The organism is Streptomyces sp. NBC_01428, assembly GCF_036231965.1.
Lineage (GTDB): Bacteria > Actinomycetota > Actinomycetes > Streptomycetales > Streptomycetaceae > Streptomyces.
On sequence record NZ_CP109499.1, the window covers coordinates 3,282,755 to 3,309,639 of the forward strand.

Genomic DNA, 26,885 nt, shown 5'->3' on the forward strand with positions numbered 1-26,885 from the left:
AAATTTCCTCCTGGAAGCCGGAGTTCGGCGCTTATGGTTGGGCCGGGGCGGGAGCATGGGCGAGCAGACGGGTGAGCATGCGCCGGAGGGGTTCGTACAGGGCGTGGGCGATGAACTGCTCCTCCGCGCTCTTCGTGTCGCCCTCGAAGTACGGGTCCAGCACGTCGAGCACGCTGTGCAGCAGGCTGGACTTGGGGGTGTCGGCCTGCGGTGGTACGGCCCCGCGGTTCGGGGCGAAGGCGGCGTCGACGAAGACCACCCGGGCCGGTACACCGCCGCGCACCAGCCGCCCGATCACCTGCCACATCAGGACCAGCATGTCCCAGGTGACCTGCTCCCTCACCTCGTCGTCGAGGCGGCTCCACGCCATCGAGCGGGCGAGTACCTGGTACCAGCGTGAACGGGCGAGGCGGCGGACCTCGTCGGCACCTTCCTCGACGGTGGCCTGTCTCCGTACCCAGGTGTCGAAGTCACCGCCGGTGACGGCGCGGACGATCCAGTCGTTGACGGCGTGGACAGCCAGGGACAGGTCCTCGGGGTGCGGATTGGGCCGTGCCAGGAAGTAGACCGTGCCGATGGCCGCCTCGTCGTCGTCGTTGAGAATGTTGTGGCCTCGCTCCACGGCCAGCAGGGGCGCCACGAGGATGTTCGCGTCGAGGTCCTTCAGGTGTTCGACGTCGCCCCGGCGCAGTGACCGGGCACGGTAGGCGGACGGCGCCTCGTCCTCCGGGGCGATCTCCTCGTCGTCCGAGACCAGGCACAGCACGCTGTCGCGCCAACGGGAGTTGAGGTTGTGCAGGGTGTCGGCCACGATGCGCGCCTCGGCGTAGCTGCCGACCAGCAGGAGGATCTGGTCGCGCTTCCCCGGGCGAAGGGAGAGCAGCTCGCGCTCCAGCGGGCCTCCTTCGGGGGCGTCGTACTCCCCGGCGCCGAGGTGGGTGGCGATGCGGCGCAGCTTCTCGGGGCGGTCGTCCGGGTGGGTTCCCGACAGGCGCAGCTTCTCGTCACCGTCGTCGATGAACTCGAAGCGCATCAGGCTCTCGTTCGCGATGCGTTCGGTCACCTCGGCCGGCGGCTCGATGATCACGCCGACCGGGACGCAGACGTGGTAGCGGCTGGACGCGCCCGCCCAACTGCTGCCGGACATGAGCAGCAGATGGGCGCCGGGCCTGCCGTCGACGGAGGCGAGGTGGGGCATGGCGCGCAGCAGTTCACGTCCGACACCGCTGCAGCGGAAGAAGGTCAGCTCGCCGCTGCGGACTCCGCCCTTGTCCTCGCCCGGGACCCGGAACTGGAAGCCGAGTACGTTGCCCATCGGGGCCTCGGGCACCATCGGGCCGTAGTCGAGCGGCCGACGGTACATCGTGTTGTAGCCCAGGCTGAGGGCGGCCTCGACGCGGGGCCACATGGCGTTGATCATGGCGAGCCGGGGTTCCAGGGCGCTGAGCAGCAGCGTGAACTCGAAGCGTTCGGCGAGCTCCCTGTGCCACTGCTCAGGTGTCTGGGGCGCTGGCTTGGGCTTCCGGCGGCGGCCTCGCCCCTGCTGCCGTTCCTCCTCCGCGCGCTGCCACTCGTCGTACTTCTCCTTGTACGTCTGCTGCCGGGCGGCCATGTACTGCGGGTCGATGTGGAAGACCTCGTCCATGACCTCGGCCAGGTGGCGCCGGGTGTTCTCCGGGTTCCCGGTGTGGAGGAGTTCGTTGAGGAGGGCGGTCAGCTCGCTGAAGTCCTCCTCCGTCCTGCGGCGGCGGTCGCCGAAGGGGTTGTCCCGAAAGGCGTCCAGAAGCTTGCCGAGAGCCTGTCTCGGGGCGTGGTTCCGGTGTTCCGGCCCGCTGCCGTCGGGGAGTTCGTAGCGCTCGTCGAGCAGTCCGAGCTGCAGCGTCCAGGCGCTGAAGTAGCCCGTCCGCACCCACCTGCGCAGGTCATACCTGGCGACGAGCATCGCGTACAGCCGGTCGGTGGCCGATCCGGCGGTGTTGAGGGCGGCGGCGAAGGTCTCCACGTCCCGTTCGGAGAGCTGGGTGCGCCCGCTGGCCGCGAGTTCCCGGATCTTGTGCCGGCTCAGCTGGTCGATGAGGCCCTTGTCCTCGTCGCTGGCGAGGACGACGGCGGGTGCGAAGGTCTGGTCGAACTGCATCTGCACACGGTCGGCCTCGTCGATGATCACGAGGTCGCTGCGGCGGCAGGCGAGTTCGAGGTAGCGGATGCGCTCGCCGTTCTGGGGGCGGGGCGGTGAGGCGTCAATCAGTCCGGCCGGCGTGGCCACCCAGATCAGGGCGCCGACCAAGGTGCGGGCTCCGTGGTACCGGGGGCAGACGGACCAGTACGGGCAGCTCGTCGCGTTCTTCTGCCATTCGGAGGCCCGGCCGCCACCTTTGTCGCGCCTGGGGTCCGACGGTGGCCGGAGCCTGGAGCAGGGTGCCTCACCGAAGGCGAGCGGCTCGGTGGACGAAGTGGCGCCCTGCCGCCTGACGTTGAGCACGCAGGAGGTCCCGAGGTAGGCGAAGGCAGGGTCGTCGTGGGCGAGCAGACGGTGCTCGCCCCGGCCCGCCAGCCGACGGTGCAGCCGCTGGGCGTGCCGCTCCCGGCCGGAGGACCCGAGCACGGGTGCGGCGGCGCCGTCGGTGTAGAGACCGTAGAGCCGGACGAGCTTCAGCACCTCCGCGACGTCGGTGACCACGATGGTGGTGCGCCTGCCGAGCTTGGCGAGATGGACGGCGATGATGTCGCGCAGCGTGCTCTTGCCCGCGCCGACGATGCCGAGCAGGTGCTGGATCCCGTCGACCGTGAACGTGAAGTCCTCGTCCTTGCCGGCCTTGTGGAATGTGCCGTTCTCCTTGGTGGACAGGTCAAAGTCCCGCAGCCGCTTCAGCCAGCGCGGCGGCCTTCCCTCGCCGACACGGGCGTGCGTAGCGTCCATCTCCGCCGCAGTGCGCTCCAGGCTCTTCCTGGTGAAGACCAGGGGCTCTCCCGCGCCAGCCGGTTCCAGGTTCATGTCGTGGGCTACGAGGGGGGTGTGGGGGACGGACGGCAGGTCGACGACGGCCAGGGTGCGGCTGACGGGGAAAGCGTGCGGGCCCTGGCCCGCGACCGGCATGCGTTTGCCCGCCAGCGGCGGTACGACACGCAGCAGTTGCTCGTAGACGGAGAAGCGGTCACTGGCGAGAGAGAGGTCGCGGCGGGTGGCGGGCGACTCGGTGTCCGGTACGTCATAGCCTCGCACCCTGGGGTCGAACAGCTGGTAGTTCTCCAGCGCCTCGCGCCAGGTACGGCCCCTGCGCAGTGTCCACAGCGAGTACCGGGCAACACGCAACGTCCGCGCGGTGTCCGGCGGCAGCCGCGCTTCGTGTGCCTCAGCGAACCCGTATCCACTGAACAGTACCCAGGCACTGCCCGCGGGACTGCCCGGCATCAGCTTCTGCTGGAGGTACAGGCCGAGTTCCACCTGGCAGAGGGTTTCCAGGGCTGCCTTGGGGACGGCCGGCCCAAGGAACGCCTTGAGAGCGCCGAGCACGTCGGCAAGCGGCGGGGTGATGCTACGCATCGTTCTTCTCCTCTCTCCGTGCCCGACCCAGGTCGGGCACGAGGTTCACGGGTGTGGTGAGCACCAGCCGGTCCCGCAGAAGCGCGGGAAGGGCGTCGGTGAAGGCCCCCCGGTAGCCTTCCCGTCCGGCGAGCGCGTCCGGGACCACGACGAGGGTGCGGTCCACGAGGGGCGCGCTGTCGGTGAGATATGCGGCGAGGAGGGCCGGCTGCAGGCGGTCATACACCTGGATGTCGACGATTCCGGCACCGGTGTCCCTCAACCGGTAGGCGGACAGGGGCCCCGACACGGGCTCATGGTCGATCCCAGCGCGATCCAGCGCGTCCAGCGCGGCCTCTTCGGTCCGGTACGGCAGTGCGAGGAACGTCCGCAGCGAACGGCGCAGGATCCACGTCTGTTCCGGATCGCGGATCAGTTCCGGAGGGTCGTCGCGCGGGCATTCCTCCCCCTCGCACCAGATGTCCGCGTCGGTGGCAGACGGCCCGGGTACGGGCACGGCCCGGTCCTTGGGCAGCACGGGGAGCCCACACGCGGGACAGCGCAGGAAGTCGCCGTCGACAAGCAGGGATTCGGGCAGCGGCCCGTAGAGGTCCTTGACACGGCTCCAGACGGCCGTGCTCCAGCCGGACCTGAAGCGGTCCTGCCGGTGGACCACCGGGTGACGGGCCAGGAAGCTCCGGCACTGCCGGTAGCACTCGCCCGTTCCGCACCGCGCTTCCAGGTCGCCCAGAAGCGCGCGGGCTTGCGCCGCCACGCCCCCGTCCGGCCCGTGCGAGGCGACTTCTAGGCACGACCGCGTCGGCATCCGGCCGACCGGGTGCACCAGCGTCGCGCCCGGGGTGACCAGGGAGGCGGGAACCGCGAAGAGCGGATCGCCCGCCGGCTTGGTCCGGCACCACTCCCACAACTCCGGAAGGCTCCTCGGCGGTACCTCCCCGACGCCGAGGCAGTGCATTACCGTGCGGTCCAGCGCACGCTGGGCGACGCCGGGATAGGGCAGAGCGAACGAGCGCAGGCCCTGAACCTCGGCGAGGGCAGCCACCATGCGGGCAAGTTCACGGAAGAGTTCGCTTCCCGCGCCCTCAGAATCCTCCCCGGTGTCCGGCCGGTCGGCCCGGCTCGCCGCCCCCGCCCTCATGCCGCGGCCTCGGTGGCGGCCGACACCGAGCACCAGCGGGCCACTTCGCACCGCTGGCAGGAGCGTCCGGGCACGGCCGTGTAGCGGTCGTCCCCGTGCCAGTCGGCCACCATCGTCCGCAGGACTCCCTCAGCTGCGGTCCGGTTGACGGAGGCGAAGGGGTCGATGATCTCCAGGTGGGCACCGCCGGGGCGGAGCACCTCAAGCTCGACCCGGGCACGGGACGGAGCGCCGCCCAGGTCACCGCGGCCGATCAGCACGACCGCCAGGGCCAGTTGGGGGTAGAGCTCCAGCAGGGGGCGGTTGGACCGCCGGTCGGCAGCGGAGGTCTTGGTCTCGCGCCATACCCATGAACCAGCGTCCCGGTAGAGCAAGTCGGGTGCGGCGATCACCACCACATCGGCGACGGTGTCGTGCCGCACCACCCGGGGCTCGGTCCGCACGTCCGTCCCGTCCCCCACGTACCGCAGCGGGCAGACCGCAGCGTGCCGCCGCAACAGGAGTGCGCCGAGCGTACGTTCGTGAGCGGGCAGGTCGAATCCGTCCGGTACCCACTCCTCGGGAACCTCGACCGTGCACGGTCGAGGTGATCCGTGGCCGTGCCTGTCGGCGAGGTAGGCGTGCAGGGCCCGACCACGCTCGGCCGTCACCTCTCGCTCGACGGAGTCCGCCGTGGGCAGGTGCAACCGGCGCATGTGGTCGCGGGCCGGGCAGACCCGGTAGTTACGCCCGTTGGTCACTGACCATGTGCGGCGGGGCCTGTTCGACGACTCAATGCCCAACAATCCAGGCGCCGCGCGCAGGGCCGGGCAGACCGACAGGTAGGCGCATTCGCCGCAGGCCGAACCGGGACGATATTCCCGCCCGTCCAGTACGCCGGCCAGGGCGTCGGGGCCGTGCTCTCGGTACCGGGCGAGCGCCTGCGCCCGGCTGCCGCCGAAAAGCTCCCGCGTACGGCCGTCGAAGAGCGCGAACTCCACGATCCGTACGTGCTCCGGCGGCGGCCCGGGAGTGCCCTCGGCCAGCACCAGGGCGACGGCGGCGATGAACCCGTCGGGCGGTAGATCCCGGTTCAGGCGGTGCACGGGCAGCCGGAGTTCACGGTAGGCGCCGTCGGCGGAGGCCAGGCAGCGGCCCCACACCGTGAAGCGGTACTCCTGGGCGTTCCGCGAGTCGGGACCGGGCGGCCGGTAGCGGTACGTCCACGGCTCGGGGACCTCGTTCAGGGGGAGTTCCGGATCGGCGGGGAAGGCCGCCTCGTACGCCTTCACACCATGGTCCGACCATGTCCTCAAGCCGTCATGCAAGGGTGCGGTACGCGTCCGGGGCAGGCTGCCGGAGGGCCGGAAGCGGGCGTCGCAGGCGGCCATGAAGGGGCCGAGAGTGAAGTTTTCCAACCGCTCGCGGCGGCGCGGTACGGGGTCGGCGGTGTGGTAGCCGCGGGTCTTGAGAGCGTCAGCGGCAGGGCACCGGAATTCGCCTCCTTTGAACATTCCGGCGGATACCGTGATGACTTCCGAGGTGCGGGTCACCCCGTCGGGGGGCAGCCACGGCTGTGACATTTTCTGCTCCATTTCTGTACGGACGAAGGAAAAGCGGGGTTGCCATGCGGGAGATCGAGGAGATCGGCAATGTGGAAAAGCGCTACGAGGTGCTGGACATGGTCGGTGACGGCGGCCAGGGCGACCTTTTCGTCGGCCGTGACCGCACGAGCGGGGCGAGGGTGGCGCTGAAGCTCCAGAAGGCCCGTGACCTCGGTCCCGAGAGCGACTTCTCCTGGGCGGGCAGGAAGCTTCTCGACGAGGGCTCCCGCATGATGATGCTGTCTGGAATTCAGGCCATTCCAGAAATCATCGCCACTGGGACACACCGAGGACGCCGATGCCTGATAATGGAGTTCGTCGAGGGACGCCAACTGCAGGACGCCCTGTTGGCGGCCCGGCCTGTCAGGTATCTCGGGACCGTCGCGTCTGTCATTGGCCAGCTGTGCGAAATTCTCCGAGAAGTACACGACCGGAATCTGGTGCACTGCGACCTCAAACCCGAGAACGTCATCGTGCAACCGGACGGCCGTCTCCGGCTCATCGACATGGGCCACGCGATCATGGCGGGTGAGAAGACATCCCACGAGCGCGGCACGCGCGGTTGGGCCTCCCCCGAGCAGTCCGACGCGTGCCCGGAAGGTCTCACGCGGCGGGCGGATATCTTCGGGCTTGGCTGCATCCTGCTGGAGATGACCGTCATGCGGCTGCCCTACGGCGGGCTGGAGGAGCGGGCGGAACCGGGCGGCCCAGTACTGCCGGCTGACAAACTCGCCGAACTCCCCCCGGAGTTCGCCTCCCTCGCGCTGTGGATGGTCCGGTGGGAGGCGGAGGAGCGCCCGGCGGATGTCCGTGAGGTGTTCGACCAACTCCGCCCACACCTGCCCCTGTTGGGCTCGCTGCGTCCGCCGAGGCGGCTGCGCCCCGACCCGACCGAGTACTACCGCACGCATCCGCCTCGGCTGTGACGATGATCCGGAAGTCGCCGGCCGGGCGGGTCACCTCAACCCTTCCAGCAACTCCCGGACCTCGTGTACGCCTTCGCCGCCCATCAGTTCGCGCAGCACGATGACTCTCTCCAACTCCCGTACCGCTGTGTCGGTTTCACCGGCGGACACCAGGACGTCCGCGAAGAGCATCCGCGTCTTGTCCTCGTTGGGCCAGTTCTCCTGTTCGCGATAGATGTCGCAGGCCCGCCGGTACAGGGAGATGGCCTCGTCCCGCTCGGCGCGGGCCAGATGGACCTTGGCCAGGGTGAACAACACGTCGGCCAGTCCGCTGCGCTCCACCGTGCGCTCGACCACACCCAGGGCGTCGGCGCACCGACGGAGCGCCTGCGCATGCTCGCCCCGGTCGTGGTGAAGCGCGCCGAGGGCGTTCAGGGCGGCGGCCTCCCCGACCGGATCGGACACCTCCCGGCACAACTCCAGTGCCTGGCACAGCGCTTCCTCCGCCCCCGTCCGGTCGCCCTGCTTGCGCAGGGTGATCCCGAGCCGGTGCAGCGAACGGGCAAGACTCAGCCGGCCTGCCTCACTGTGGTCCTCCTTGCTGAGCCGGACGGCACGGCGCAGGTGGCCCACGGCCATGTCGTACTCGCCGAACCGCCACTGTGTCCCTGCCAGCATCCGGTGGACCATGGCGCAATCGACCGGGGTGGCGGCGGATTCGGTGGCGTCGACGGCGTGCAGGAGGTTCCTCCGCGCGTCGCCGAGGAGGTGTCGGCGCCACTGATAGGTAACCAGGGCCATCGAAAGCAGCCATGTGTACCGTTCGATGCCCTGGTCGATGGCTAATCGGATGCCTCGCTGAACAGTGGCGTACTCCTCGTCCAGGTACGCCATCGCCTGCCCCGGTTCCGCGGGATCGGTGACCGTGACCCCGTCGGGCTCGCCGATGGGCAGGGCCCGCTCTCGGTCGAGCACCCGGTCGCAGGCGCGGACGTTGTGCAACTGGTGTTCCAGCACCTGCCGTACGGTCGCCCGCTCGATGTCCGTCGTCTCTTCGTCCGCCGCCGGCCACGCGTGCCGACGGGCGAAGGCTCGCACGAGGTCGTGCAGCCCGTACCGGTCGCCCTGGCGCTCCACCAGGTTCGCCGCCACGAGCTCCATCAAGGCCCGGTGGGTGCGCGCCCCTTCGCCCGCCGCCCTTCCCAGGTCCATCACCGCCTCCCAGGAGGCTGTGGGCCCAGGGTGAACGGCGAGCTGCCACAGCAGCAGCCGGGCTTCCTCACCGAGCACGCGTACGGAACAGTTCAGCGCCGCGCGGACCGACAGTTCGTGCTCCGGCATGTGCAGGGTGTCCAGCCTCGCCCGCTCCCGCTCCTCCTCCATGTCCCGCACCAGGGCGGGGAGGGTACGCAGCGGACGCGCACCACCTTCCAGGAGGTGAGCCACCACGGTGAGCGCCAACGGCAGCCGTCCGCAGAGGTGGACCAGTTGACTGAAAGCCCGTGCGTGCTTCGCCCGGTCCTCGACCGACACCTTCTCTTGGAGCACCTCCAAGGCATCCGCCTCTTGCAGCGGCTCCATCTTGCGAAACAGCACCTTTCGCTCGGACTGCAGGCGCAACAGGTCGTTGCGGCTGGTGATGATCACGGCGCAGGTGCCGTCTCCGGGGAGCAGCGGCAGCACCTGCTGGGCGTTGCGCGCGTCGTCCAGGACGATGAGTACCGACCGGTGGGCCAGTGCCGACCGCAGCGCATTTCTCTTGCTTTCCGGTCCGGTCACAGTGGTGTAGGGCGGCAGCACGGCCAGGAACCCATCCAGGACTTCGTCCGGTTCGGCGGGCCGCACGTCTCCGTCGGCGAACCCGTTCAGTCCGGCGTGGAGCACCCCGTCGGGGAACCGCTCCTGAAGCCGACGGGCGAGGTGGTTGGCCACCGTGCTCTTCCCGACACCCGCCATACCGCTGATGAGAACCAAGGCCAGATTGCCGGCGTCCTGTTCCTCGCACACGGCGTCCACGAGGCTGCGGATCAGTTCGTCTTGGCCGACCGGCCTGCGACTGCTTCCGGGCAACTGGTCAGGGACAGGCGGCAGGAGCGTCCCACCGGGCCGGTGGGCAACTCCCCGAACCTGGTCGATGGCGCTCCGCAAGTCGGCGTCCGGGGTTCCGTTGCGCTTCGTCCACGCGTTGATGAGCCGTTCACGCCGACGCTGCGGCAGGTCGCCGTGGGCGAGCAGGTAGAACCGGAAGACCTGGGGCAGTTCCGGTGTGCGCTCGAACCACTTCTCCGTCTCCTCACGGAGCCACTTCTCCTCCCTGGATTTGTAGGCGGCGTCCATCCGAGCGTGCACGGCGGCCATCAACTCGGCCCGCAACGCCTCCCGGCGCAGTTGAAAGCCGCTCTCGGTCAACCCGCGCAGCGGTTCGCCGCCGTCCCACTCCTCCAGGGCCGCGCCAAGTAGCTCGAACCGCTCCGGATGGTTCAGCCCTGCGGCCCTCGCCACCCGGTCGCGGAAGCGGAGCAGGTCGACGCCGCCCTCCGGCGCGCGGAGCGTGCAGTAACCCGACTTGCCGCCATGGGGCACGACCTCCAGGCCAAGTCGCTTCCGCAGGTCGGAGACAGCACGGTCCACCAGGCTGCGGGTGTTCTCCTCGCCCTCCCAGAGGACTTCGGCGATCTCCTTCCTGGTGCATCGGCAACCCGCTGATGTCACCAGAAGCGCGAACAGGCCGGCTGCCTTCGAACCGCCGCAGACCCTTCCATCGCCGTCCCCTTCGACTCTTACCGGGCCCAGCACGTACCCCTCCATCGCCCTTCCCCTCTCCGCACCGGAAGCAGTGTTCCGGGCCTCCGATGGCGCCCCCTTCATCTCTACGTTGCGATGTGCCGCTTCACACGCACTTGCTCCTTCACGCCCCCGGGCCTCAGTTTTCCCTCAGTTTCCGCTCCACGGCCTCCTCCCGTCCCCGTGCACGATGGCACCAGCCGCTCGCAGAAACGCGAAGCGGCAGCGTAGTCATCCATCGACCCATCAGAAAGGAACCGCAGGTCTTATGAACAACCGACAGCGAAACCGTCGGGCGAGCCGTCTGCGCAAGTCCCCCGACTGGCCGCCGACCCGGCGTCAGCGGGCGGCCGACCGGACCGAGGGCACCACACCGGCGACCCCGCAGGCCGAAGCACCGGACGTCTCTCCCTCCGAGACCGCCTGAGCTCCACAGCTCATGGGTGGGTGCCCGTCCCGGGCGGGCACCCACCCACTGCGGCCCCACCCCTCTGAACTACTCCGCCCGGCGAGCTCGCGGCCCTTCCGCACTGTCACACGCTCGTGGTCAAAGGCGGCGATTCCCGGTCGACAAGACCGGCACCGGCGGCTCTTCAGCCCGTCCAGCACATCGACATCTCCGGCGCCTTCAGTACCTTCGGCATCTTCAGCCCAGAGAAAGGACATTTACTGATGCATCTACCATCCACCAGTATGTTCGCCTCGGTGAGGCGGCACTTCGACGGCCCCCGAGTCCGCGACTCGGTCCTCGTGACCGTTCCCTCAGCCATCGAGGGGGCTGAGCCGGTCCGGCTGACCGCTGCCGAGACACACGAAGCCTTGTACGGGCCGGGCTCCGACCCGCAGTTCGCCGCCGAGGTCTGGAAGGAGGTACTCAGCACCGCGCTGCGTGACCTCGCTCCACACGGCACCGGCAAGCTCCTGGCGATCTGGCTGGCTCTGCCCCGGTTGACCGGGACGGTCTACCGCGTCTGTACGCGCCTGCGTGCCAATCGGTCGGACGTGGAAGCCGAGATGGTCCTGGCCCTCTTGGAGGAACTGGCGGCCCCGGACGCCGCGAGCCGCCTCTCCGGCTCCTCCCTGATCCACGCAGCACGCGCCAGGGCGTGGTGCTTCGCCCGAGACGGCCTGCGGGAGCTCCCCTCCAGCCATATCGAGCGCATCGCGCAGGATCACGCGCTCAACGCGTCCGACGGGGAGGCGGACGCCACGGCGCAGCAGTGCCTGGACGTGCGGGTGGACCGTCCGGACGGCCCGGACGGGCTGCACGCCCCGCTGCGCTTCCGGGTGCGCCCGGAGCATCTGCGCAAGGGTGCCCTCGCCGACACCGACGACGGGACGAGGGACCGTTCGACGCACCACGCCCCCCGGAAGAACCGACGGTCCGAGCGCCGCGCGGGCACCCGGCCGGTCCGCCCTGCGGGGAGGCGAGCATGAAGGACCCGACAGAGGGCCGACTCAGTTTCTCCGAGATGTTCGACCTGCCCGTGACAGTGGACCTGCGGACGGCGTGCCGAGCGTTCGGGATCGGTTCGACGACCGCTTACCGGCTGATCCGCGAGGGCGAGTTCCCCTGCTCCATCCGCCGCGTCGGACGCAGGTACAGGATTCCGACCAACGAGCTGATGCGCGCCCTGGGGATCGAGGACCACGCTCTGTACAGCGTGGACCTGAAACTGGACACAGACGGCCCGAGCGCCGACTTCCGATAAGGAAGAAGTGGAGCCCCGTGTGCCCACCACCGTGTAGCCCCGTGGCTGATACCAAGGGGCTGCACGGCCTTGCTTCTCCCCACACTGCCCGGTCCGTCACTCGATGGCGCCTACTGAGTCGCCAGGCCCGGATGATCGTGTGCCATGGCAAAGTCGCATGGTTGGCCTGAGGTTAGACCTCAGCGCCGGCTGTGACAGAGGGTTCGGGTTCCGTACACGGAGGAAGACCTCCGTGTACTCACCGAAGATCGAAGGCAAGGCGGTCGTATCCTCAGTCCCGGGGACGCGCAATGAGTCGAGAACGAGGACTCCACAAAGCATGAGCAGCAGGCCGATAGGCACGACGCATCGTCAGAAGCAGCGTCGAAATGACTTCTCACCGCACGGACGATGATCGAGCCAGCGAACCCTTCACAGAACCGCCGGTAAGAGACGTGTGTCCGTCCCGTGACAGGCTCCACGTCATGCACTCCGAGAAACAGATCGATGCCACCATGCCACACCTGAGCAGCCTAGGAAACTGCAGCTCAGACGCCCTTTGCGGCAGGTTCCAGCGCCGCCACGCACTCCACATGATGCGTCATCGAGAAGGCATCGACCGACCCGCACCACACACCCGCTCAGTTCTTCGACACCAGTTTCCGATGGACGAGTCGGGGTGCGCGCCCGGACGCGTGTGCGTCGTGTGCACCGTCAACCGCCTCGCCGGAATCAGGCGCCTGCGAGCGCTACTCGTATTCGCGCAGGAGCCTGTCGATGCGCTGGTTGGCGATCTCCTGCCGCCCGTACAGACACTTGGCGTACGTGGTCATGAGCACCTCGACGCTGTTACCGGCGCGCTCGGCCACCTCGGTCGGGTCGACGCCGGCGTTGAGCCAGGTGGACAGTGCCGAGTGGCGCAGATCGTAAGGGCGGGCCGCGAGCAGAGAGCACACCAGATCCGGCGGAAGGCCGAGTTCACGGGCCTCGTGCCAGGCACGGTCGTAGGTACTGGACCCGACGATGCCGCCGCGCTCATTGAAGAACAGCCGCCCGTCGTCCGCGACGCCGAAGGTGTCGATGCTCTCCCGCCAGAGGGCTACCAGTTCGGGCGGTAGCGGTACAGGTCGGGTGTCGTCGGCTGGACGGCCCTTGAGTCCACGTTCGTCGTGGGCCCTTCCGGTGTCGGTCCACCGCTTGCCCGCCTGCGGCAGTGTGCGGTGCACGATCACCTGGCCCCAGCCCTCAGCAGGCAGCACGCAGTTGGCAAAGACACCCCGACCGCTTCGGCGGGGCGCAGCCCGGCGTAGTGCATCCCGGCGAACAGCCCGACCAGCCGCCGCCCACGAGCCCGCCGGTAACCGCCGACGTAGGAGACCGCGCACAGCAGGGAACGCGCCTGGCCGGGGTTGGCGACCACCCGCGGGTCGACCTGGTCGACGGTCTCAGCCACGCTCCACTTGATGGGAGCGAGCGGATCAGCGGGCAACTTGCGCTGCTCGACGGCGTACCGCACGGCGTTGACCAGGACCCTGTGCTTGTGCCGCTGCGTCTCGGCCGCCGCCACCGCGCCGTCCTGATTGAGCCGCAGCGCTGTCAGCAGGGACCGCATCACGGCCGGATCCGTCAGATCGGCCAGCGGACGTGAGGCTCCTTCCACCCAGCGCAGGGCCAACCGGACGTCAGTCGGCATCTGACGCGGCCCCGGGCGGGGGACGACGAACGCCCAGCCCCGCATCGCCCGCCACAGCAATTCATCGCTCGGACGGCCCCGCACGTCCCGGAGCATCGCCCGGGTGATAGCGCACAGTGCGTCGTTGGTCTCGTCCCGGGTCTTCGCCGCGATCAGCGGCCACCTCATCTCCATATACTCCAGAGCAAAGGCATACCAGCTGACCCCAACCGCGCGGCCCCGAGACAAGCTACGACTGATCCCCGCGGGGGACTCATCCGCAATGCTTTGTCGAACGGCACGAAGGAGCGCGGTGCCCAGGTCATCGGCCAGCGCCCTGATATCCGTCGCACCCGCCGTGCGTCGGCCAGCCACGGCCCTTCCTCCACGTTTCCGGCCGGGGACGCCGCGGGCCTGCGATTTCGAGTTCCTCATGACGTCCACCACCTCCCTGACATGTGAACGTCTCGGATGCCCATATCAAGCCCGGCAGCAAGAACGCCCCCTGGAGTCTCGTCGTACGCCCAAACCCAGATTCGTGCTCGCGTCGGACCAGCACCGCGACGGCTGTCTCTGCCAGCCCCATCCAACCCAGGGAGGATGCGAGGTAGGATAGGTAGCATGAGTGAGGCTACCGGCAAGTACTCGATCACTATGCCGCGCGATATCGCCGAAGCCGCCAGGGCCCGCGGCGGCCCCTCCGGACTGTCCGCTTACGTCGCCGCAGCCGTCGCTCGCCAGATCGAGCGGGACAACCTCAACGAACTCATCACGGTGGCAGAGGCCGAACACGGCCCCATCACCGACGAAGAGGTTCAGGCTCTGCGCGACCAACTCCACCAAGCCCGAGAGCAGCAGACCCAAAGCGGGGCCAACGCCGCGTGACCCCCTCCCCCGCCGCCCCCGGCGGCACCCTGGTCCTCGACAGCGAAGGGCTGGCCAAGGCCGTCCTGCGCGACCGCACCGTCACCGGCTGGCTCGCCCTCGCCCGCGCCGACGACCTACGGGTCATCACTTCCGCAGCCACCCTCGTGGAAGTGATCCACCCACGGATCAATCGCCCAGCCCTGGAATGGACCCTGTCCCACCTGGTCATCGAACCGGTCACCGAGCCCATCGCCCGTCACGCCGCCGCCCTCCTCGCCGACGCCGGCCTACACGGCCACAAGTACGCCATCGACGCCATGCTCAGCGCCACCGCCCTCGCCGCACCCCGCCCCGTCACAATCCTCACCTCCGACCCGGAGGACCTCACCGCGCTGTGCGGCGGAGGCGCCACGATCATCAAGATCTGATGCGTCCACGGGCTGTCTGTCGCTGCTGACGCTTTCGCTCGCACCCGCAGCCGCTCATCGGTGCCCGCACGTGTAGTAGGCGCAGCGGGTGGCCAGAGCCTGGGCGGACGGGCAGTGGCGGGGGACAGTTGTGACGCGGTAGGCACTGCGCCAGCCCGCACCCGCCATGGGTCACGTCCGCCGAGGTGGTGTATTGACGGCCACTCGGTGATCTCGTTTTGCGGCTAGGCGGTGAGTTCGCTCCGGACGACGGGCTCGTCGGTTTGTGACTCGATCGGGTGGAGGCGGGCCTTGGCGAGGATTTCGAGTCCCATGTAGCGGCGGGCCTCGGTCCATTCATCGTTCTGCTCGGCCAGGACCGCGCCGACCAGGCGGATCAGGGCGGTGCGGTCAGGGGAGATGCCGACCACGTCGGTGCGTCAGCGGAACTCCTTGTTGAGTCGTTTCTGCGGGTTGCTCGACCAGATCTGCCGCCAGCTCTCGCGCGGGAACGCCGTGAACACCGTGAACGCCAGGACGTCGTGCTGGGCGGCATCCAAGTGGTGGCTGCTTTGGGGAACTTGACCTCCAGAGCGTCCAGGACGTGCCGCATCTGGGCCTTCACGGCGTCGGTGTCGGGTTGTTCGAAGACGGTCCGCAGCAGGGTGGTGACCCAGGGCTGGGCCGACTTGGGGACCTGGCTCAGCAAAGCGCGAGCGTAGTGGGTGCGGCATCGCTGCCAGCTCGCACCGGGCAGGGTGGCGCCGATCACGTTGACCAGGCCGGCATGGGCGTCGGAGACGACCAGTCGGACGCCTGGCAGGCCGCGGGCGACGAGGGAGCGCAGGAAGGCGAGCCAGCCGGCGCCGTCCTCTGCCTGCGAAAACGCACGGGAACTGGACGGCCTCCATGGCCGTAACCACTCGACCCCTCATAGCCCTGATCAGGGATTTTCCATGGCTGGGCGGACGAAATCCCAACTGTACGATCCCACGAAATTGATTCCTGCGGGAAATATACAGGAGGGAAAGCCGCACGGCGGATCCGTCACTCTCAGGGAGGGGTACTTTGACCTGCGTTTTTTGCCAGGCGGGACGGCCAGAAGGGACACGGAGAAACAGGCCGTTTGCACTTTCCCGGACCAGATTCGGCACAGTCTCGCGAAGGCGTTCTCGCCCGCCCGACAGCAGTACGCCCCCATGTCTGCTGCGTCCGCTGACCGCCCAGCCGCGCACCATTTGCGGTCATAACCGGAGCCAGGGGAGCGACCAGGGTCCCGCCTTGGCGCGGTCGGGTGCGCCTCAGCGGTCCTCCACGATGAAGCAGGTCCGTTCATAGAGCTCGTCGAACGTGATGACTTCGACGTCCTTGATAGGTCGCCTGTACTGCTCGAAGGAGGTGATCTTCTCCGGGTTCGTCGCGCTCCGGTCAGTGACCTCGCTGAGGTTTCCGATGACCAGCACCTGTCGGGGCGGGCGATGGAGGTTTCGATGTCGGTCGGGGCACCGGCGTCCCGATAGAGCCTGTGCAGTTCGCCGGTGACCAGCCGTAGGTCCTTGTGGGCGGTCTTCTGCCCCTGTGCCACGGCGCCGACAACGTCCTTGGAGACCTGGTGACGTCCGGGGGCCGGTACGGCGCGCAGGCCACGCCGCCCTCACCAGCGGACGCTACACAGCCGACGACCTCCTACGCCTGGTCGAAGAGCCTCGGCTACGACATCCTCACCGTCTGGGTGGCCGCCCCGCCCCACACCTGTTGAAGGCCGAGGCGGTCACCGCCGAGCACTACGCCTTCTGCCCGGACAACATCCAGGGCCACCACGAAACCCTTCGCACCTACGCGGCCAAGGCAGTCCTGGACCGCCACGTCTGGCACTTCTGGTGGGACTGACGGCACGCGGCCAGGCGCGCCGTCAACCGACCGGAGCGGCGCGTCACGTCCACTCGTCGGCCTGCTCCTCTGCCTGCCTTAGCACCCGCTCGACAGCCGCCTGGAGTTGGTCGGACGGGTAGCCGTGCCTGCGCAGCAGCCGCAGCACACGGGCCACGACGCGGTCCCGAGCCTGGTTCTTCAGGCGCCAGTCGACCGTGGTGACACTCCTGACCTGGCCGTACAGCTCGCGCGCGAGCCGGACCAGGACCGCCGCCCCCATCATGTCGGTCACGAGCGGGTCGACCACGAGCGCGTCGTAGAAGGCGAGTTCGTCCTCGGTCAGTTCCAGCCGCTGCGCCCGCGCACGGTCGTCGGACACCTCGCGGGCCAGGGCGACCAGGGACGCCATGACCTCGGCGGCCGTCACCAGGCCGTTGGCGTAGCGGTCCACGGCCTGCCGCGTCCTCGCGGTGAGGGCCTCCTGGCGGACGACGTTGTCCGGGTGCGCCTGCCGGATGTCCCTGACCAGCGTGCGGTGCAGCGCCTCGACGGCGAGGTGCGGGCGCCGGCTCGCCCGGAGCCGGTCCAGTAGCCCGTCGTCCGGGCGGGAGAGGTCCGCTCCGGCCAGGCCGGCGGCGGCGTACAGGTCGGCCGGGGCGCCGGTGTCGTCGGCGGACCCGGCCAGCTTCTCCCGCGCGGTCCACACGGCCTCGAAGAAGCGGATGTCCACGAGCAGGTCCCGCACCCCGGCGTCCGCCGGGCAAAGCGAGAACGCACCACGCAGCAGGTCCACGTGCCGCGTGAACCGGTCGCCGCGCAGGGCCGTTCCCGGCCGCGTGCCGGGCTCGGGGGCGGCGAGGTGGTCCAGTACCGCCGTCACGGCCTCCCGGTACGTGTCCGGGCCGCTCCCGTCGCGGATCTCCCGCCACGGGCAGCTGGCCAGGACGTCCAGGAGCCGCCGGTGGTTGTCCCGTACTGCGTCCACCGCGTGCGCGACGTCCGTGACGGGTGCGCCGTCGTCCCCGTCCTGCCGAGTGGCGTCGGCCAGCACCTCGGCGAGTTGCGAGCCGACGCCTTGGTAGTCCACGACCAGGCCGGACGGTTTGCCGTCCCACGTGCGGTTCACCAGGGTGACGGCCTCCAGCAGCGCGGGGCCGCGCATCCGCTGGTCCAGGTAGAGGGTGTGCAGCGGCGGGGCGTCGAAGCCTGTCAGCCACAGCGACCGGACGATGACCAGTTCCAGTTCGTCGTCGGGGTCCACGATCCGCCGCTGGATCGTCCTCAGCCCCTCCGGGGTACGGACGTGGTCCGCGATCTCGGCGGAGTCCCCGATGTGGCCCGTGACGGCCGCCCGGACCCGCCCGCCGGTGTCGGACAGCAGCCCCGTCCGGGGGTCCCGGCCGCCGGTCCACTCCGGCCGCAGCCGCGCGAACGCTTCGAACAGCCGCGCCGCCGCCAGCCGTGACGAGGTCACCACCATGCCCTTGCCGGGCCGGCCGGTGAGTTTGGCCATCTCGGTGCGCCGCACATCCCAGTGCGCGAGGACGTCCCGAGCCAGCGCCTCGGTCCTCGCGGGAGAAGCGGCCAAGTCAGCGGCATCGGGAACGAAACCGACGTCGAGGTCGAAGTCCACGTCCTCGGGCGGCGTCCGGATCGGGCGCGACTCGTAGAAAACGGGCACGGTCGCGCCGTCGTCCACTGCCTGCGCCAAGTCGTAGGTGTGGATGGTGTCGCCGAACACGGCGTGGGTGCGCCCGTTCCGGTCGTCGGCCAGGGTGGCGGTGAACGCGATGAAGGTGGCGTTCGGAAGCGCCTCGCGCAGGTTGAGGGCGTGCAGGGCACTCTGTCCGCGGTGGGCTTCGTCGACCACGACGATGACGTCGCGGCGTGCGGACACCAGCGGATGGCGGGCACCCGCGTCACGTTCCTCGTGGGTGAGGCGGAACTTCTGCACGGTCGCGAATACGACACCGCTGTGGGCGTGGCGCCGCAGCAACTGCCGCAGCTGCGTGCTGTCCTGGGCCCATTCGACGCCGCCGCCGATCGCCGCCAGCAGGGTACAGCTGGCGGTGAAGGTCGCGTAGAGCCGGTTGCCGAGGTCGACACGGTCGGTGAGGACGACGAACATCGGGTGCGGCAGTTCGGGCGCCCGCGCGGCCTTGCCGACGTAGAACAGCATCTCCTGGCTCCGGCCCGCGCCCTGCGCGTGCCGGACGACCCCTGCCTTGCCGTCCGTCGCGACGGCAGTCTCGGTGGCGCGGACCGCCGCGTTGACGGCGAAGAACTGGTGGGCCCTGGCGAGGGTGACGGTGTCCACCGCGCCCGTCCGGCGCGCGGAGTACGACAGGAAGTTGGCCACTAGATCAAGGAGCCGGGCGGGTTCGAAGGCGCCGAGCAGCATCCGCTCCAAGGCGCGCCCGTCCTGCCGCTCCCTCCGGCGCAGCAGCGCGCCGTCGGGGTCGGCGTGCCAGGGCGCCATGTGGTCCCAGGCAGTGAACGGGGTGCCCATCCGGGCGGTCGTGCCGTCGGAGACGAGGGTCACCAGGACGTTCGCGAACGTGCCCGTCTCCTTCAGATCGCGGCGGTAGCCCTGGATCCGGTCGTACGCGTCGCGGGCGCCGTCCCGGCCGCCGGTCCGCTTCAGCTCGACGGCCGCGAGGGGCAGGCCGTTGACGTACAGCACGATGTCGAAGACGACAACGCGGTCCTGGGCGCTACGGACCTTGACCTGGCGGGCGGCAAGCAGATCGTTCGCGTATGGGTCGGAGAAATCGACCGGCCGAACCACCGTGTGCCGTTCCGCGTCGCCGGCCGCGTCCGAGTACGGGACGCCGACGCCGCTGACCAGCCGCTGGTGGAACCTGTGGCTCTCGCGGAGGTCGTTCCCAGTGGCCCGTTCCAGCAGTTGGGCGACCGCGTCGTCCACGGACCGCTCGGGCAGGTGCGGGTAGCGCCGCCCGATCGCCTCGCTCAGGCGCGGACGCAGGACCAGGTCGTCCCAGTCGATCCGCTCCCCGGAGGACGGACCGAGTTCGGCCCCGTCGACCGGCCGCCAGCCGTACTCGCCGAGCAGTTCGAGGGTGTGCCCTTCCAGCTCCCGCTCGGTCGGCCCTGCGGTGCCCGCGCCGTGCTCGCTCATCCTGCCTCCCCCACCGCGCGGGCCGCGTCCCCGACCCGCAACCGGCCGGAGACCAGCCCGGGGAGCAGGGTGTCACGCAGTGCTGCGAGGGTACGGTTCTCGGCCGCGGTCTGCGCCGCGCTCGCGTGCAGGGCGTCCAGTCTCGCGGACAGCCCGGCCCGCTCGCCCTCGGTCGGAAGGAGAAGGGGCCAGCCGGGCATGTCCCCTAGCGGAAGCCGGTCCACACTGGTGCCGTGGAGGGTACGGCGGCCGATCTCGTCCTGGAACGCGGGGCTGAGGTAGGCGTGCAGGAGCAGCGCGCCGCCCGCCGCAGGGGTCTTCGCCCGTAGGAGTGCCATCCGGCGGCCCAGGCACGCGCGGACACCGGGCGGCATGAGCGCCGCGTGGCCGAGCCGGGTCTCGTACGAGAACAGCACGTCGCCGGCCCGTGGTCTGACGCGCCGGGTCCAGCTGGCGAAGTCCTCCTCGGACAGGTGGGCGGAGGCAGCCAGGTCCAGGCGGCCGACGTCCAGGCTGCTGATGCTGAGGAACCAAGGGCCGGATGCGGTCTTCACCGGCGTGGCATGCGGCCCGTCGTGCAGTTCCGCGACCTGGCCCAACCGCTGCGGGGGGCCCAACGACGCCGCCGCGAACGAGGCGCCGGCCAGCTCAAGGCAGGTTTCGGCCGTGCGCTCGTTGGCGGCGATCTTGTCGTCCAGTGCCCCGAGGACATCGGCAACGGCCCGCTGCTCCGGCAGCGGCCGGGCGGGGACCGGGAGATCGCCGAGGATGTCCGGGGTGACGTGCGGAACCCCCGTGGTCACGGCACGCGAACGGATCAGCGCCACCATGCCCGGGTCCAGGAGGCAGTAGTAGAGGAACCTGATGTCCGCCCGGTCCGGGTCCACCCGTATCCGCGCTTGGGCCGGCGACAAGACGTACCGGTCATGGATTCCGGCGGGCACAATTCCCACCTGACCGAGCGTACCGCGCTGGGTGAGGACGAGGTCGCCCGGAACGGCGAGGTGGCGGGCGAGTGCGCCGTCCGCGCGGTCGGCCGGGACGTAGACGAGACCGGCCGACGAGAAGTACCCGCCGCCAGCCAGGTTCTGGCCGCGGACGACCGGGACCCCCTCCGGGACGAAGTCCCGCTTTCCGAGGCGGGCACCGAGCGGTCCGCCGACGAGGCCGTCCGGCACGGCGAAGTCCTTCAGGGGCCGCATGCGGACGGCCGTCACGACACTCTCCGCAACTGCGCGTCGACGGCCTTCGCCAGTCGCTCGGACTCGGCGAACTGCTCGCGCAGCAGGGCGGTCAGTCGGGCGACTCTCGCGTCCGGCGGCTCGGCGTCCGGGTCCGCCGCGGCCTCGGCCGTGCCGACGTACCGGCCTGGGGTTAGGACGAAGTCCTGCTCGGCGATGGCGGACAGGGGCACGCTCGCGCAGAAGCCCGGCTGGTCCTCGTACGTGCCGGCGCCGGGCTCGCCGCGCCAGGCACGGACCCGGTCGCCGATACGGACGATCTCCTCGTCGGTCAGCCCCCGCAGGGTGCGGTCCGCCATGAACCCCAGTTCCCGGGCATCGACGAACAGCACCTCGCCGCCACGTTCCCGCGCCCAGCCCGAGCCCCGCCCCTTGCCATCGGTGAGGAGCCACACGCACGCCGGGATGGCGGTGGTGCGGAACAGCTGGCCCGGTAGCGCGATCACGCAGGCCACCAGGTCCGCTTCAAGCATCGCCCGGCGGATGTCCCCCTCACCGGACTGCCTGCTGCTCATTGACCCGTTGGCGAGCACCACGCCCGCCCGCCCGCCCGGGGCGAGCTTGCTCACCGTGTGCTGGAGCCACGCGTAGTTCGCGTTGTTGACCGGCGGGGTGCCGTAGACCCAGCGCCGGTCCATCGCCAGGAAGTCGCCGCCCCAGTCGGAGAGGTTGAACGGCGGGGCGGCCAGCGCGACCTGTGCCTTGAGGTCCGGGTACCGGTCGTCGCGGAAGACGTCGGCCGGCCCGATGCCGAGACCGGCCTCGATCCCGTGGACGGCCAGGTTCATGTGGGCCAGCCGCCAGGTGGTGGCGTTCCGCTCCTGACCGTAGAACGCCACGTTCAGCCAGTCACCGCCGTGGGTTCTGACCGAGTGCGCCGTCTGGACGAACATGCCGCCGGAGCCGCACGCCGGGTCGTACACCCGCTCGCCCTCCCGCGGTCCGAGAACTTCCACCAGCAGCCGGACGACACTGGCCGGGGTGAAGAAGTCACCGCCCCTGCGCCCCTCAGAGGCGGCAAACCGGGCGAGGAAGAACTCGTAGACCTCGCCCACGACGTCCGGGGCGCCGGGCCCGCCGGCCTGTTCCTGGAACACCACGCGGTCGAGCAGCTCCACGAGGTCGGCCAGGCGCCGCCCGTCCACACTGCTGTCGCCATAGATCTTCGGGAGGGTCCCGAGCAGGGCCGGGTTGTAGCCCTCAATCGCGCGCATCGCGGAGTCGATCGCCTCGCCGATGCCAGCCCCGCCCCCTGTACCCCGCGCCAGGTCCACGACGCTCTCCCAACGGGCGGCCGGGGGCACGTAGTAGACGCCGGAGCCCGTGTACTCACGGCGCTCCTCCAGAGTCGCAAGCAGTCCGGCCTCCTCCCATCCGCCTTCCGCGCGCAGTTCGGCCTCCAGCTGCCGCCGCCGCTCGGCCATCGCCGCAGACACGTACTTCAGGAAGACCAGGCCCAGCACGAAGTGCTTGTAGGCGGCGGCGTCCAAGCTGCCGCGCAGCTTGTCGGCGGCACGCCAGAGGATGTCTTTCATCTCCTCCGGGGACCGCTTCTTCCGTGGCGGCACAGCTGCCTCGCTTCTCTCGTGTTCGACTTCGTGCTTCCCCCATGGGACCACCGGCTACCGGCTCGGCCGCCGCCGCAACGCCAGCGCGCCGTCGGCGACCCCGGCGGCGAGCCGCTCGGCCAGCGCGTCCAGCGCGTCCAGTTGGCGCCGCACCTCGGCGCGGTGCCGGTCGGTCTCGGCGAGGACGGCCTCCAGTTCGGTGATCTCCTCGGGCGGCAGCTGCGGCAGGTCCATGTCTCGTACGCTCACCCGCCGCACCAGCGAACCGCTGCTGCGCTGCTGGTTCCTGGGCGCGGCCAGCAGCCGGGCCAGCGGGTGCGGGCCGATCCACAGACCGCCGGCCGGGCCGCCCGTCGCCCGCTGCTGCTGCTGGTGCTGCGCGTACGCGGTGATCCGCAGGCCCTGCACCGGCGCCAGCAGGACGCAGCCGCCCACGTCGTCCACATGGGTGCGCACCCCGTGCTCGGTGAGCAGCAGGACGTCGCCACGCTCGGTCACCGCCGCCTGCGGGTAGCCGGCCAGCGCCTCCGGCGCGATACGCCGCCGACCGATCGGCAGTGTGCCCAGCATCTCCTCCCGGCCGATGACGACCAGGCCCTCGTCGGCGATGTCCTCGGAGTGGATGCGGTGCCCCGGGAGCAGCTTCAACTGCCCGGCCCGCACGTGCTCGTCGAGCCGGCGGTGCGGCACCGGGTTCTCCCGCTTGGCGATGCCCAAGCCGCCGATCCACTCCCGCAGGTCGGGCAGCGCCGCCGCCGCCTCTCGGCGGGCGTCCAGGGACGCCCCGAAGTGGTCGAGTCCCGGCTCGGGGGAGGCCAGTCGGTGGGCGGGCAGCAGGGACCGGCCGTCCAGCAGCTGCTCCCCGCGCGGGCTCGCGGCCGTCACCGGGATGTCACGGACCTCTTCGGACGCCGGGAGGTCCGCCGTGCTCAGCGCGTCGGTGACGAACTCGGCCCAGCGCTGCCCCAGCCCCGTCCGCAGCGCGATCCGGTCGCCGTCCACGACCCGCGTCAGGCCGCGCTCGGCTGGCCCTGCGTCCCGGCGCAGGACCAGCAGGGCGAGTTCCGCACCGGTGCGGAACGGATGGATGCGGCGCGGGAGTTGGACGATGCCGGCCACCGCGTCCTCCATGAGGAGGTGCTCCCGCAGCCGGACGTTCGGGCTGCGGACGCCCGTCCTGCGACGGGCCAGCGTCCACGACGGCACGACCACGTACGCGGTGCCACCGGGCCCGAGCAGCCCCAGCGCCTCGACGGCCCGGCTCAGCGGCCCGTCCTCGTCCGTCTCGCGCTCGCCCGCCACATAGGGCGGGTCGACGACGACGACGTCGGCCGCCGTGCGCCCGCCGGCCCGCAGCGCCGCGACGTCGGCGTACAGGTCGACGCCCCGCACACCGTGCGCCAGCAGACGGTGGCCCAGCAGTTCACGGCGCAGCCCGTCCGCCTCCATCGCGGTGATCCGGTCGTGCCGACCGCGGTCGAGGGCGAAGAGCAGGTCTCCCGTGCCAGCGTGCAGGTTGATCACGGAGGGGCGGGCACATTCGGCCTCGCGACGGCGGACCAGCGCACCGATCAGCTCCGCCACCACCGCCGGAGTGGCGTCCATGGCCAGGTCGGATTCGAGCCGGCCGGCCAAGCCGAGCACCGCGTCGGCGGCGGCGCCCGGTGTCTCGGTACCGTCCAACAGCTCTTCCACCGCTTGTTCGAGCTGTCCACCCGCGGCCGGAGCCCGCCGGTTACCCGCTGCCGTATCCGCGATCAGCGACAGGGCGGACCTGATCAGCGTCTCCGCCGAGATGCCGTCGTGCTTCAACGCGACCAACCGCCGCAACCGGAGAGCCTCCCGGAACCGGTCTCCGTACGTCGGCATACGTCCGTCCTCCCGCCGTTCCGCGTCGGGGACGGGCCGGGTGTCCAGCCACTCGGCGACTTCCTCCGCGTCGAACAGCGGCTTGTTCTCGGTGCCGCCCATCGCAGCCGGAAAGGACGCGTGCCGACGGCGCCAGTTGCTCACGGTGGGGCGGCCCACGCTGGTGAGTTCCTTGATCTCGCCGAGTGTCACCGGCTTGAACCGGTTCTGGTTCGTGCGCGTCCGCTGGTTCCCCTGGCTCACAGCCGAATCTCCTCCTCTCCGGACAACACTCGTTCCTTGCGGGCCAGCACCTGCGGCACTTGGCCGAACTTCTCGTGCAGCGCGGCCGTCTCGGGGCTGACGTAGCCCATCAACGTGAGCGCGGCGGCGAAGCGGTCCTCCAACTCCATGTGGAAGACGCGCTCGTGGTGGGCGACCCGATTCCGCAGCTTCAGAAGTCTCTTCAACTCCACGTGCAGTTCATCGCGGCGGACACCGTGCGCTCGAAAGAGGTGCTGAAGCGACGCGTTCCACAGCTGCATCTCGTAGTGGCGCCCTTCGCCTCTGGCGAAGAGGCCAACCCAGAAGCCGAACGACAACTGCGCCACGACGTCACAGGGAGCATCCGGCTGGCGCATCGTGCGCAGCTTGTCCCGGGCATCGGCGATGTTGCCCTGGCCGACCTGGTGCAGTCGGATGCGCCGGTCGTTCCACCAGTCGTCCCGGCGATACTTTCCCGCGAGCTGCCGGTGGACGGCGTTGCGGTAGCAGATCTCCAGATCCCGCAAGATGCTGTGTAAAGCCCGGCTGACCTCGGCGTCCCACGCATACAGGCGCAGCGCCACCGTGACATCGCCCCCGCATACCGCGAGGAACGGCTGAAAGCGCTCCGCCGACATGGCCCATACCAGTTCCTGCTCGTCACTCCGCATCACTGCGCCCCCTGTGTCCGACGCAGATGGCAGATAGCTGTGCTAAATTTTTCTGCGTATGCCTTGGAACTTCTGTCACTGCACCTGGTTGCACACAGCCCGAGGCAAGAATCATGATCTGGCTCCCTGCCCCGAGGTCCGCCCGCAGCGATCAGGCGGACTCCGGGGCATAGCTGTATCCCGGGACACAGTCGTTGAGGTTGGGCAACGTTCACCACTTCGACCAAGGCCAACGCTAGCAGCGCCGCCACCGCCGGTGCCATGTTTACAGATACCCAGACCTGAGAAGCCCACTTCTCAGCAGCAGCTCGCTACGGGCGAGCAGCAACAGACCCGTAAGCGCTAGCCCTCCCGTACAGCCGGGCGAGGGGCTGGCAGGGTTATCTGGGCCGCGGTCAGCAGCAGCAAGCTGCTGCACCATGCCCCTCCTCTCACATCGAGGGGGAAGGACTACCGGCCCATGCCCCGCTCGCCAGCTGACCGCGAAGTTCAGCGGCGTGCTGGTGATCGTGGACCAGGCCACCTCCATCGGAGCCCTACCGCTCACCGTCGCCCGCGACGCACGCTGCAAGGTCGCCTACATGCCCGGACTCGCCATGTGCCGGATCGCCGACCTCTACCCGGGCGAGGCGGAAACCGACGCCAAGGACACTGCGGTGATCGCGGACGCTGCCCGCACCATGCCGCACACCCTGCGCTCGCTGGAACCGACCGACGAGATCACTGTGCTCATCGGCTTCGACCAGGACCTCGCGGCCGAGGCCACCCGCAACCGGATACGCGGCCTGCTCACCCAGCTTCACCCCGGCCTGGAACGCGTCCTCGACCCCGGCCTGGACCACCCCGCAGTGACCTGGCCGCTGAAACGCTATGACTCCACGGCCGCACTACGGAAGGCCGGCCGCCGCAGACTCGTCGAAGCCGTCCGGCCCAAGGCCCCGCGCGTGGCCCAGCAATTGATCAACGATGTCCTCGACGCACGGGACGAGCAGACCGTCGTGGTCCTGGGGACCGGCACCCTCGACGTCGTGGGGCCTTCCTGGCCCGCCCGCTCACGGCCGTCCACAAACAACGCCGGGCCCTGGAAACCCAGATCAATGCCCTGCTGGAGGACCACTGCCTTTCCAAGGTCCTGACCTTGATGCCGGGGGGCACGGTCTGGACCACCGCCACCTTGCTGGTCACCGTCGGCGACGGCACCAGCTTCCCCACCGCCGCCCACCTCGCTTCCTACGCCGGCCTTGCCCCGACAACCAAGTCATCGGGGACCTCGATCCACGGCGAACACGCCCCTAGAGACGCAACCGACAGCCAGCACAACCGCATGCCCTCAGGGCACGCGGACGATAACTGGCGGGACATATCCGCCGGAGGCCACTCGCCCGACACCACGGGGGAGGGCCTCCCGCCGAGCCCGGCGCACAACCGGCCCACTTGGCTTGCCCGCGCGCTCCGAACTGCCTCCCTGTTCGATTGAGGGGCGCACCACACACCCCTACGCTCGTCCGAAGAGTCGTGACCTACGTCACGCTGCATGGATCGACCACCACAGGGAAGGATCCGGACAAGGCGAGCGAATAAGCTATTTCATTTCTGTGGGACATGCGCGGGGCGGCGGACCCGACGGGGCGTCAGTTAGGCCGCTGACCTGGGGAAACGCCCGGGATTCCCACGTCCTCCGGAACCGTGTG

At 69.8% G+C, this 26,885-nt stretch carries 20 protein-coding genes and 2 pseudogenes; 9 read left to right on the plus strand and 13 right to left on the minus strand.

Annotation, left to right across the window (positions count from 1 at the left end):
- Positions 1–31: 31 nt before the first annotated feature.
- From OG406_RS14045 to OG406_RS14055, 3 genes are read right to left on the minus strand one after another with little or no spacing between them, the layout of a single operon-like run.
- Positions 32–3,544 (minus strand): hypothetical protein, encoded by a 3,513-nt coding sequence (locus tag OG406_RS14045; RefSeq protein WP_329186007.1) that lies wholly within the window; start codon positions 3,542–3,544, stop codon positions 32–34.
- The gene (locus OG406_RS14050) at positions 3,537–4,682 is read right to left on the minus strand and encodes a hypothetical protein (RefSeq protein WP_443067079.1); all 1,146 of its coding nucleotides are present in this window, start codon (positions 4,680–4,682) and stop codon (positions 3,537–3,539) included. The genes OG406_RS14045 and OG406_RS14050 overlap by 8 nt, the downstream gene beginning before the upstream one ends.
- The gene (locus OG406_RS14055; RefSeq protein ID WP_329186011.1) at positions 4,679–5,977 is read right to left on the minus strand and encodes a PD-(D/E)XK nuclease family protein; all 1,299 of its coding nucleotides are present in this window, start codon (positions 5,975–5,977) and stop codon (positions 4,679–4,681) included. The genes OG406_RS14050 and OG406_RS14055 overlap by 4 nt, the downstream gene beginning before the upstream one ends.
- Before the next feature lie 311 nt (positions 5,978–6,288).
- On the opposite strand from OG406_RS14055, the gene OG406_RS14060 reads away from it, so the two are divergent.
- The gene (locus OG406_RS14060; RefSeq protein WP_329186013.1) at positions 6,289–7,191 is read left to right on the plus strand and encodes a serine/threonine protein kinase; all 903 of its coding nucleotides are present in this window, start codon (positions 6,289–6,291) and stop codon (positions 7,189–7,191) included.
- Between the two features lie 30 nt (positions 7,192–7,221).
- On the opposite strand, the gene OG406_RS14065 is transcribed toward OG406_RS14060, so the two are convergent.
- On the minus strand, positions 7,222–9,978 hold the full coding sequence (locus tag OG406_RS14065) for an AfsR/SARP family transcriptional regulator (RefSeq protein ID WP_329186014.1): 2,757 nt from the start codon (positions 9,976–9,978) through the stop codon (positions 7,222–7,224).
- A 244-nt stretch (positions 9,979–10,222) separates the two neighbouring features.
- Here OG406_RS14065 and OG406_RS14070 point away from each other — a divergent pair, with 244 nt between their 5' ends.
- The 3 genes from OG406_RS14070 (at position 10,223) to OG406_RS14080 (ending at position 11,666) form a co-directional block, all read left to right on the plus strand.
- Positions 10,223–10,381: a hypothetical protein gene (locus tag OG406_RS14070; protein WP_329186016.1), complete on the plus strand. Its 159-nt coding sequence runs from the start codon at positions 10,223–10,225 to the stop codon at positions 10,379–10,381.
- 266 nt (positions 10,382–10,647) lie between these two features.
- Positions 10,648–11,391 (plus strand): hypothetical protein, encoded by a 744-nt coding sequence (locus tag OG406_RS14075; RefSeq protein ID WP_329186017.1) that lies wholly within the window; start codon positions 10,648–10,650, stop codon positions 11,389–11,391.
- Positions 11,388–11,666 (plus strand): helix-turn-helix domain-containing protein, encoded by a 279-nt coding sequence (locus OG406_RS14080; protein WP_329186018.1) that lies wholly within the window; start codon positions 11,388–11,390, stop codon positions 11,664–11,666. The genes OG406_RS14075 and OG406_RS14080 overlap by 4 nt, the downstream gene beginning before the upstream one ends.
- Before the next feature lie 728 nt (positions 11,667–12,394).
- On the opposite strand, the gene OG406_RS14085 is transcribed toward OG406_RS14080, so the two are convergent.
- Positions 12,395–12,904 carry a hypothetical protein gene (locus tag OG406_RS14085; protein ID WP_329186019.1) on the minus strand — a complete coding sequence of 170 codons (510 nt, stop codon included), beginning with the start codon at positions 12,902–12,904 and terminating at the stop codon, positions 12,395–12,397.
- Positions 12,874–13,506 carry a hypothetical protein gene (locus OG406_RS14090; RefSeq protein WP_329186020.1) on the minus strand — a complete coding sequence of 211 codons (633 nt, stop codon included), beginning with the start codon at positions 13,504–13,506 and terminating at the stop codon, positions 12,874–12,876. Before OG406_RS14090 ends, OG406_RS14085 begins: the two co-directional genes overlap by 31 nt.
- Before the next feature lie 432 nt (positions 13,507–13,938).
- On the opposite strand from OG406_RS14090, the gene OG406_RS14095 reads away from it, so the two are divergent.
- Together OG406_RS14095 and OG406_RS14100 are read left to right on the plus strand one after the other, a co-directional pair.
- A complete protein-coding gene (locus OG406_RS14095; protein ID WP_329186022.1) occupies positions 13,939–14,202 on the plus strand; it encodes a CopG family transcriptional regulator in 264 nt (87 codons plus the stop codon).
- Positions 14,199–14,612, plus strand: a complete 414-nt coding sequence (locus OG406_RS14100) for a PIN domain-containing protein (RefSeq protein WP_329186023.1) — start codon at positions 14,199–14,201, stop codon at positions 14,610–14,612. Before OG406_RS14095 ends, OG406_RS14100 begins: the two co-directional genes overlap by 4 nt.
- 224 nt (positions 14,613–14,836) lie before the next feature.
- Here OG406_RS14100 and OG406_RS14105 read toward each other — a convergent pair.
- A pseudogene (locus OG406_RS14105) lies at positions 14,837–15,474 on the minus strand (transposase); the annotation flags it as partial.
- 418 nt (positions 15,475–15,892) lie between these two features.
- Complete coding sequence (locus OG406_RS14110; RefSeq protein ID WP_329186025.1) at positions 15,893–16,054, minus strand: hypothetical protein; 162 nt, start codon at positions 16,052–16,054, stop codon at positions 15,893–15,895.
- A gap of 149 nt (positions 16,055–16,203) precedes the next feature.
- Between OG406_RS14110 and OG406_RS14115 the strand changes: the two genes are divergently transcribed.
- Positions 16,204–16,350 (plus strand): hypothetical protein, encoded by a 147-nt coding sequence (locus OG406_RS14115; RefSeq protein ID WP_329186026.1) that lies wholly within the window; start codon positions 16,204–16,206, stop codon positions 16,348–16,350.
- Positions 16,347–16,481 (plus strand): DUF4253 domain-containing protein, encoded by a 135-nt coding sequence (locus tag OG406_RS14120; protein WP_329186028.1) that lies wholly within the window; start codon positions 16,347–16,349, stop codon positions 16,479–16,481. The genes OG406_RS14115 and OG406_RS14120 overlap by 4 nt, the downstream gene beginning before the upstream one ends.
- A gap of 43 nt (positions 16,482–16,524) precedes the next feature.
- Here OG406_RS14120 and OG406_RS14125 read toward each other — a convergent pair whose 3' ends face one another.
- From OG406_RS14125 to OG406_RS14145, 5 genes are all read right to left on the minus strand, one after another.
- On the minus strand, positions 16,525–19,602 hold the full coding sequence (locus tag OG406_RS14125; RefSeq protein WP_329186030.1) for a type I restriction endonuclease subunit R: 3,078 nt from the start codon (positions 19,600–19,602) through the stop codon (positions 16,525–16,527).
- Positions 19,599–20,819 carry a hypothetical protein gene (locus tag OG406_RS14130; protein WP_329186032.1) on the minus strand — a complete coding sequence of 407 codons (1,221 nt, stop codon included), beginning with the start codon at positions 20,817–20,819 and terminating at the stop codon, positions 19,599–19,601. The genes OG406_RS14125 and OG406_RS14130 overlap by 4 nt, the downstream gene beginning before the upstream one ends.
- Positions 20,816–22,378 carry a type I restriction-modification system subunit M gene (locus OG406_RS14135; RefSeq protein ID WP_329186034.1) on the minus strand — a complete coding sequence of 521 codons (1,563 nt, stop codon included), beginning with the start codon at positions 22,376–22,378 and terminating at the stop codon, positions 20,816–20,818. Before OG406_RS14135 ends, OG406_RS14130 begins: the two co-directional genes overlap by 4 nt.
- An 87-nt stretch (positions 22,379–22,465) precedes the next feature.
- Positions 22,466–24,523: a helix-turn-helix transcriptional regulator gene (locus tag OG406_RS14140; protein ID WP_329186035.1), complete on the minus strand. Its 2,058-nt coding sequence runs from the start codon at positions 24,521–24,523 to the stop codon at positions 22,466–22,468.
- On the minus strand, positions 24,520–25,194 hold the full coding sequence (locus OG406_RS14145; protein ID WP_329186037.1) for a hypothetical protein: 675 nt from the start codon (positions 25,192–25,194) through the stop codon (positions 24,520–24,522). Before OG406_RS14145 ends, OG406_RS14140 begins: the two co-directional genes overlap by 4 nt.
- A gap of 473 nt (positions 25,195–25,667) precedes the next feature.
- Between OG406_RS14145 and OG406_RS14150 the strand changes: the two are divergent.
- Positions 25,668–26,491 (plus strand): annotated as a pseudogene (locus tag OG406_RS14150) (IS110 family transposase); the annotation flags it as partial.
- Between the last annotated feature and the right edge of the window lie 394 nt (positions 26,492–26,885).

Bases quoted from the DNA above. Each gene is read 5' to 3' on its own strand.
- OG406_RS14125 (WP_329186030.1), bottom strand. From the start codon at position 19,602: ATGAGCGAGCACGGCGCGGGCACCGCAGGGCCGACCGAGCGGGAGCTG.
- OG406_RS14145 (WP_329186037.1), bottom strand. From the start codon at position 25,194: ATGCGGAGTGACGAGCAGGAACTGGTATGGGCCATGTCGGCGGAGCGC.
- OG406_RS14070 (WP_329186016.1), top strand. From the start codon at position 10,223: ATGAACAACCGACAGCGAAACCGTCGGGCGAGCCGTCTGCGCAAGTCC.
- OG406_RS14095 (WP_329186022.1), top strand. From the start codon at position 13,939: ATGAGTGAGGCTACCGGCAAGTACTCGATCACTATGCCGCGCGATATC.
- OG406_RS14045 (WP_329186007.1), bottom strand. From the start codon at position 3,544: ATGCGTAGCATCACCCCGCCGCTTGCCGACGTGCTCGGCGCTCTCAAG.
- OG406_RS14075 (WP_329186017.1), top strand. From the start codon at position 10,648: ATGTTCGCCTCGGTGAGGCGGCACTTCGACGGCCCCCGAGTCCGCGAC.
- OG406_RS14050 (WP_443067079.1), bottom strand. From the start codon at position 4,682: ATGAGGGCGGGGGCGGCGAGCCGGGCCGACCGGCCGGACACCGGGGAG.
- OG406_RS14090 (WP_329186020.1), bottom strand. From the start codon at position 13,506: ATGAGGTGGCCGCTGATCGCGGCGAAGACCCGGGACGAGACCAACGAC.
- OG406_RS14080 (WP_329186018.1), top strand. From the start codon at position 11,388: ATGAAGGACCCGACAGAGGGCCGACTCAGTTTCTCCGAGATGTTCGAC.
- OG406_RS14065 (WP_329186014.1), bottom strand. From the start codon at position 9,978: ATGGAGGGGTACGTGCTGGGCCCGGTAAGAGTCGAAGGGGACGGCGAT.
- OG406_RS14135 (WP_329186034.1), bottom strand. From the start codon at position 22,378: ATGAAAGACATCCTCTGGCGTGCCGCCGACAAGCTGCGCGGCAGCTTG.
- OG406_RS14060 (WP_329186013.1), top strand. From the start codon at position 6,289: ATGCGGGAGATCGAGGAGATCGGCAATGTGGAAAAGCGCTACGAGGTG.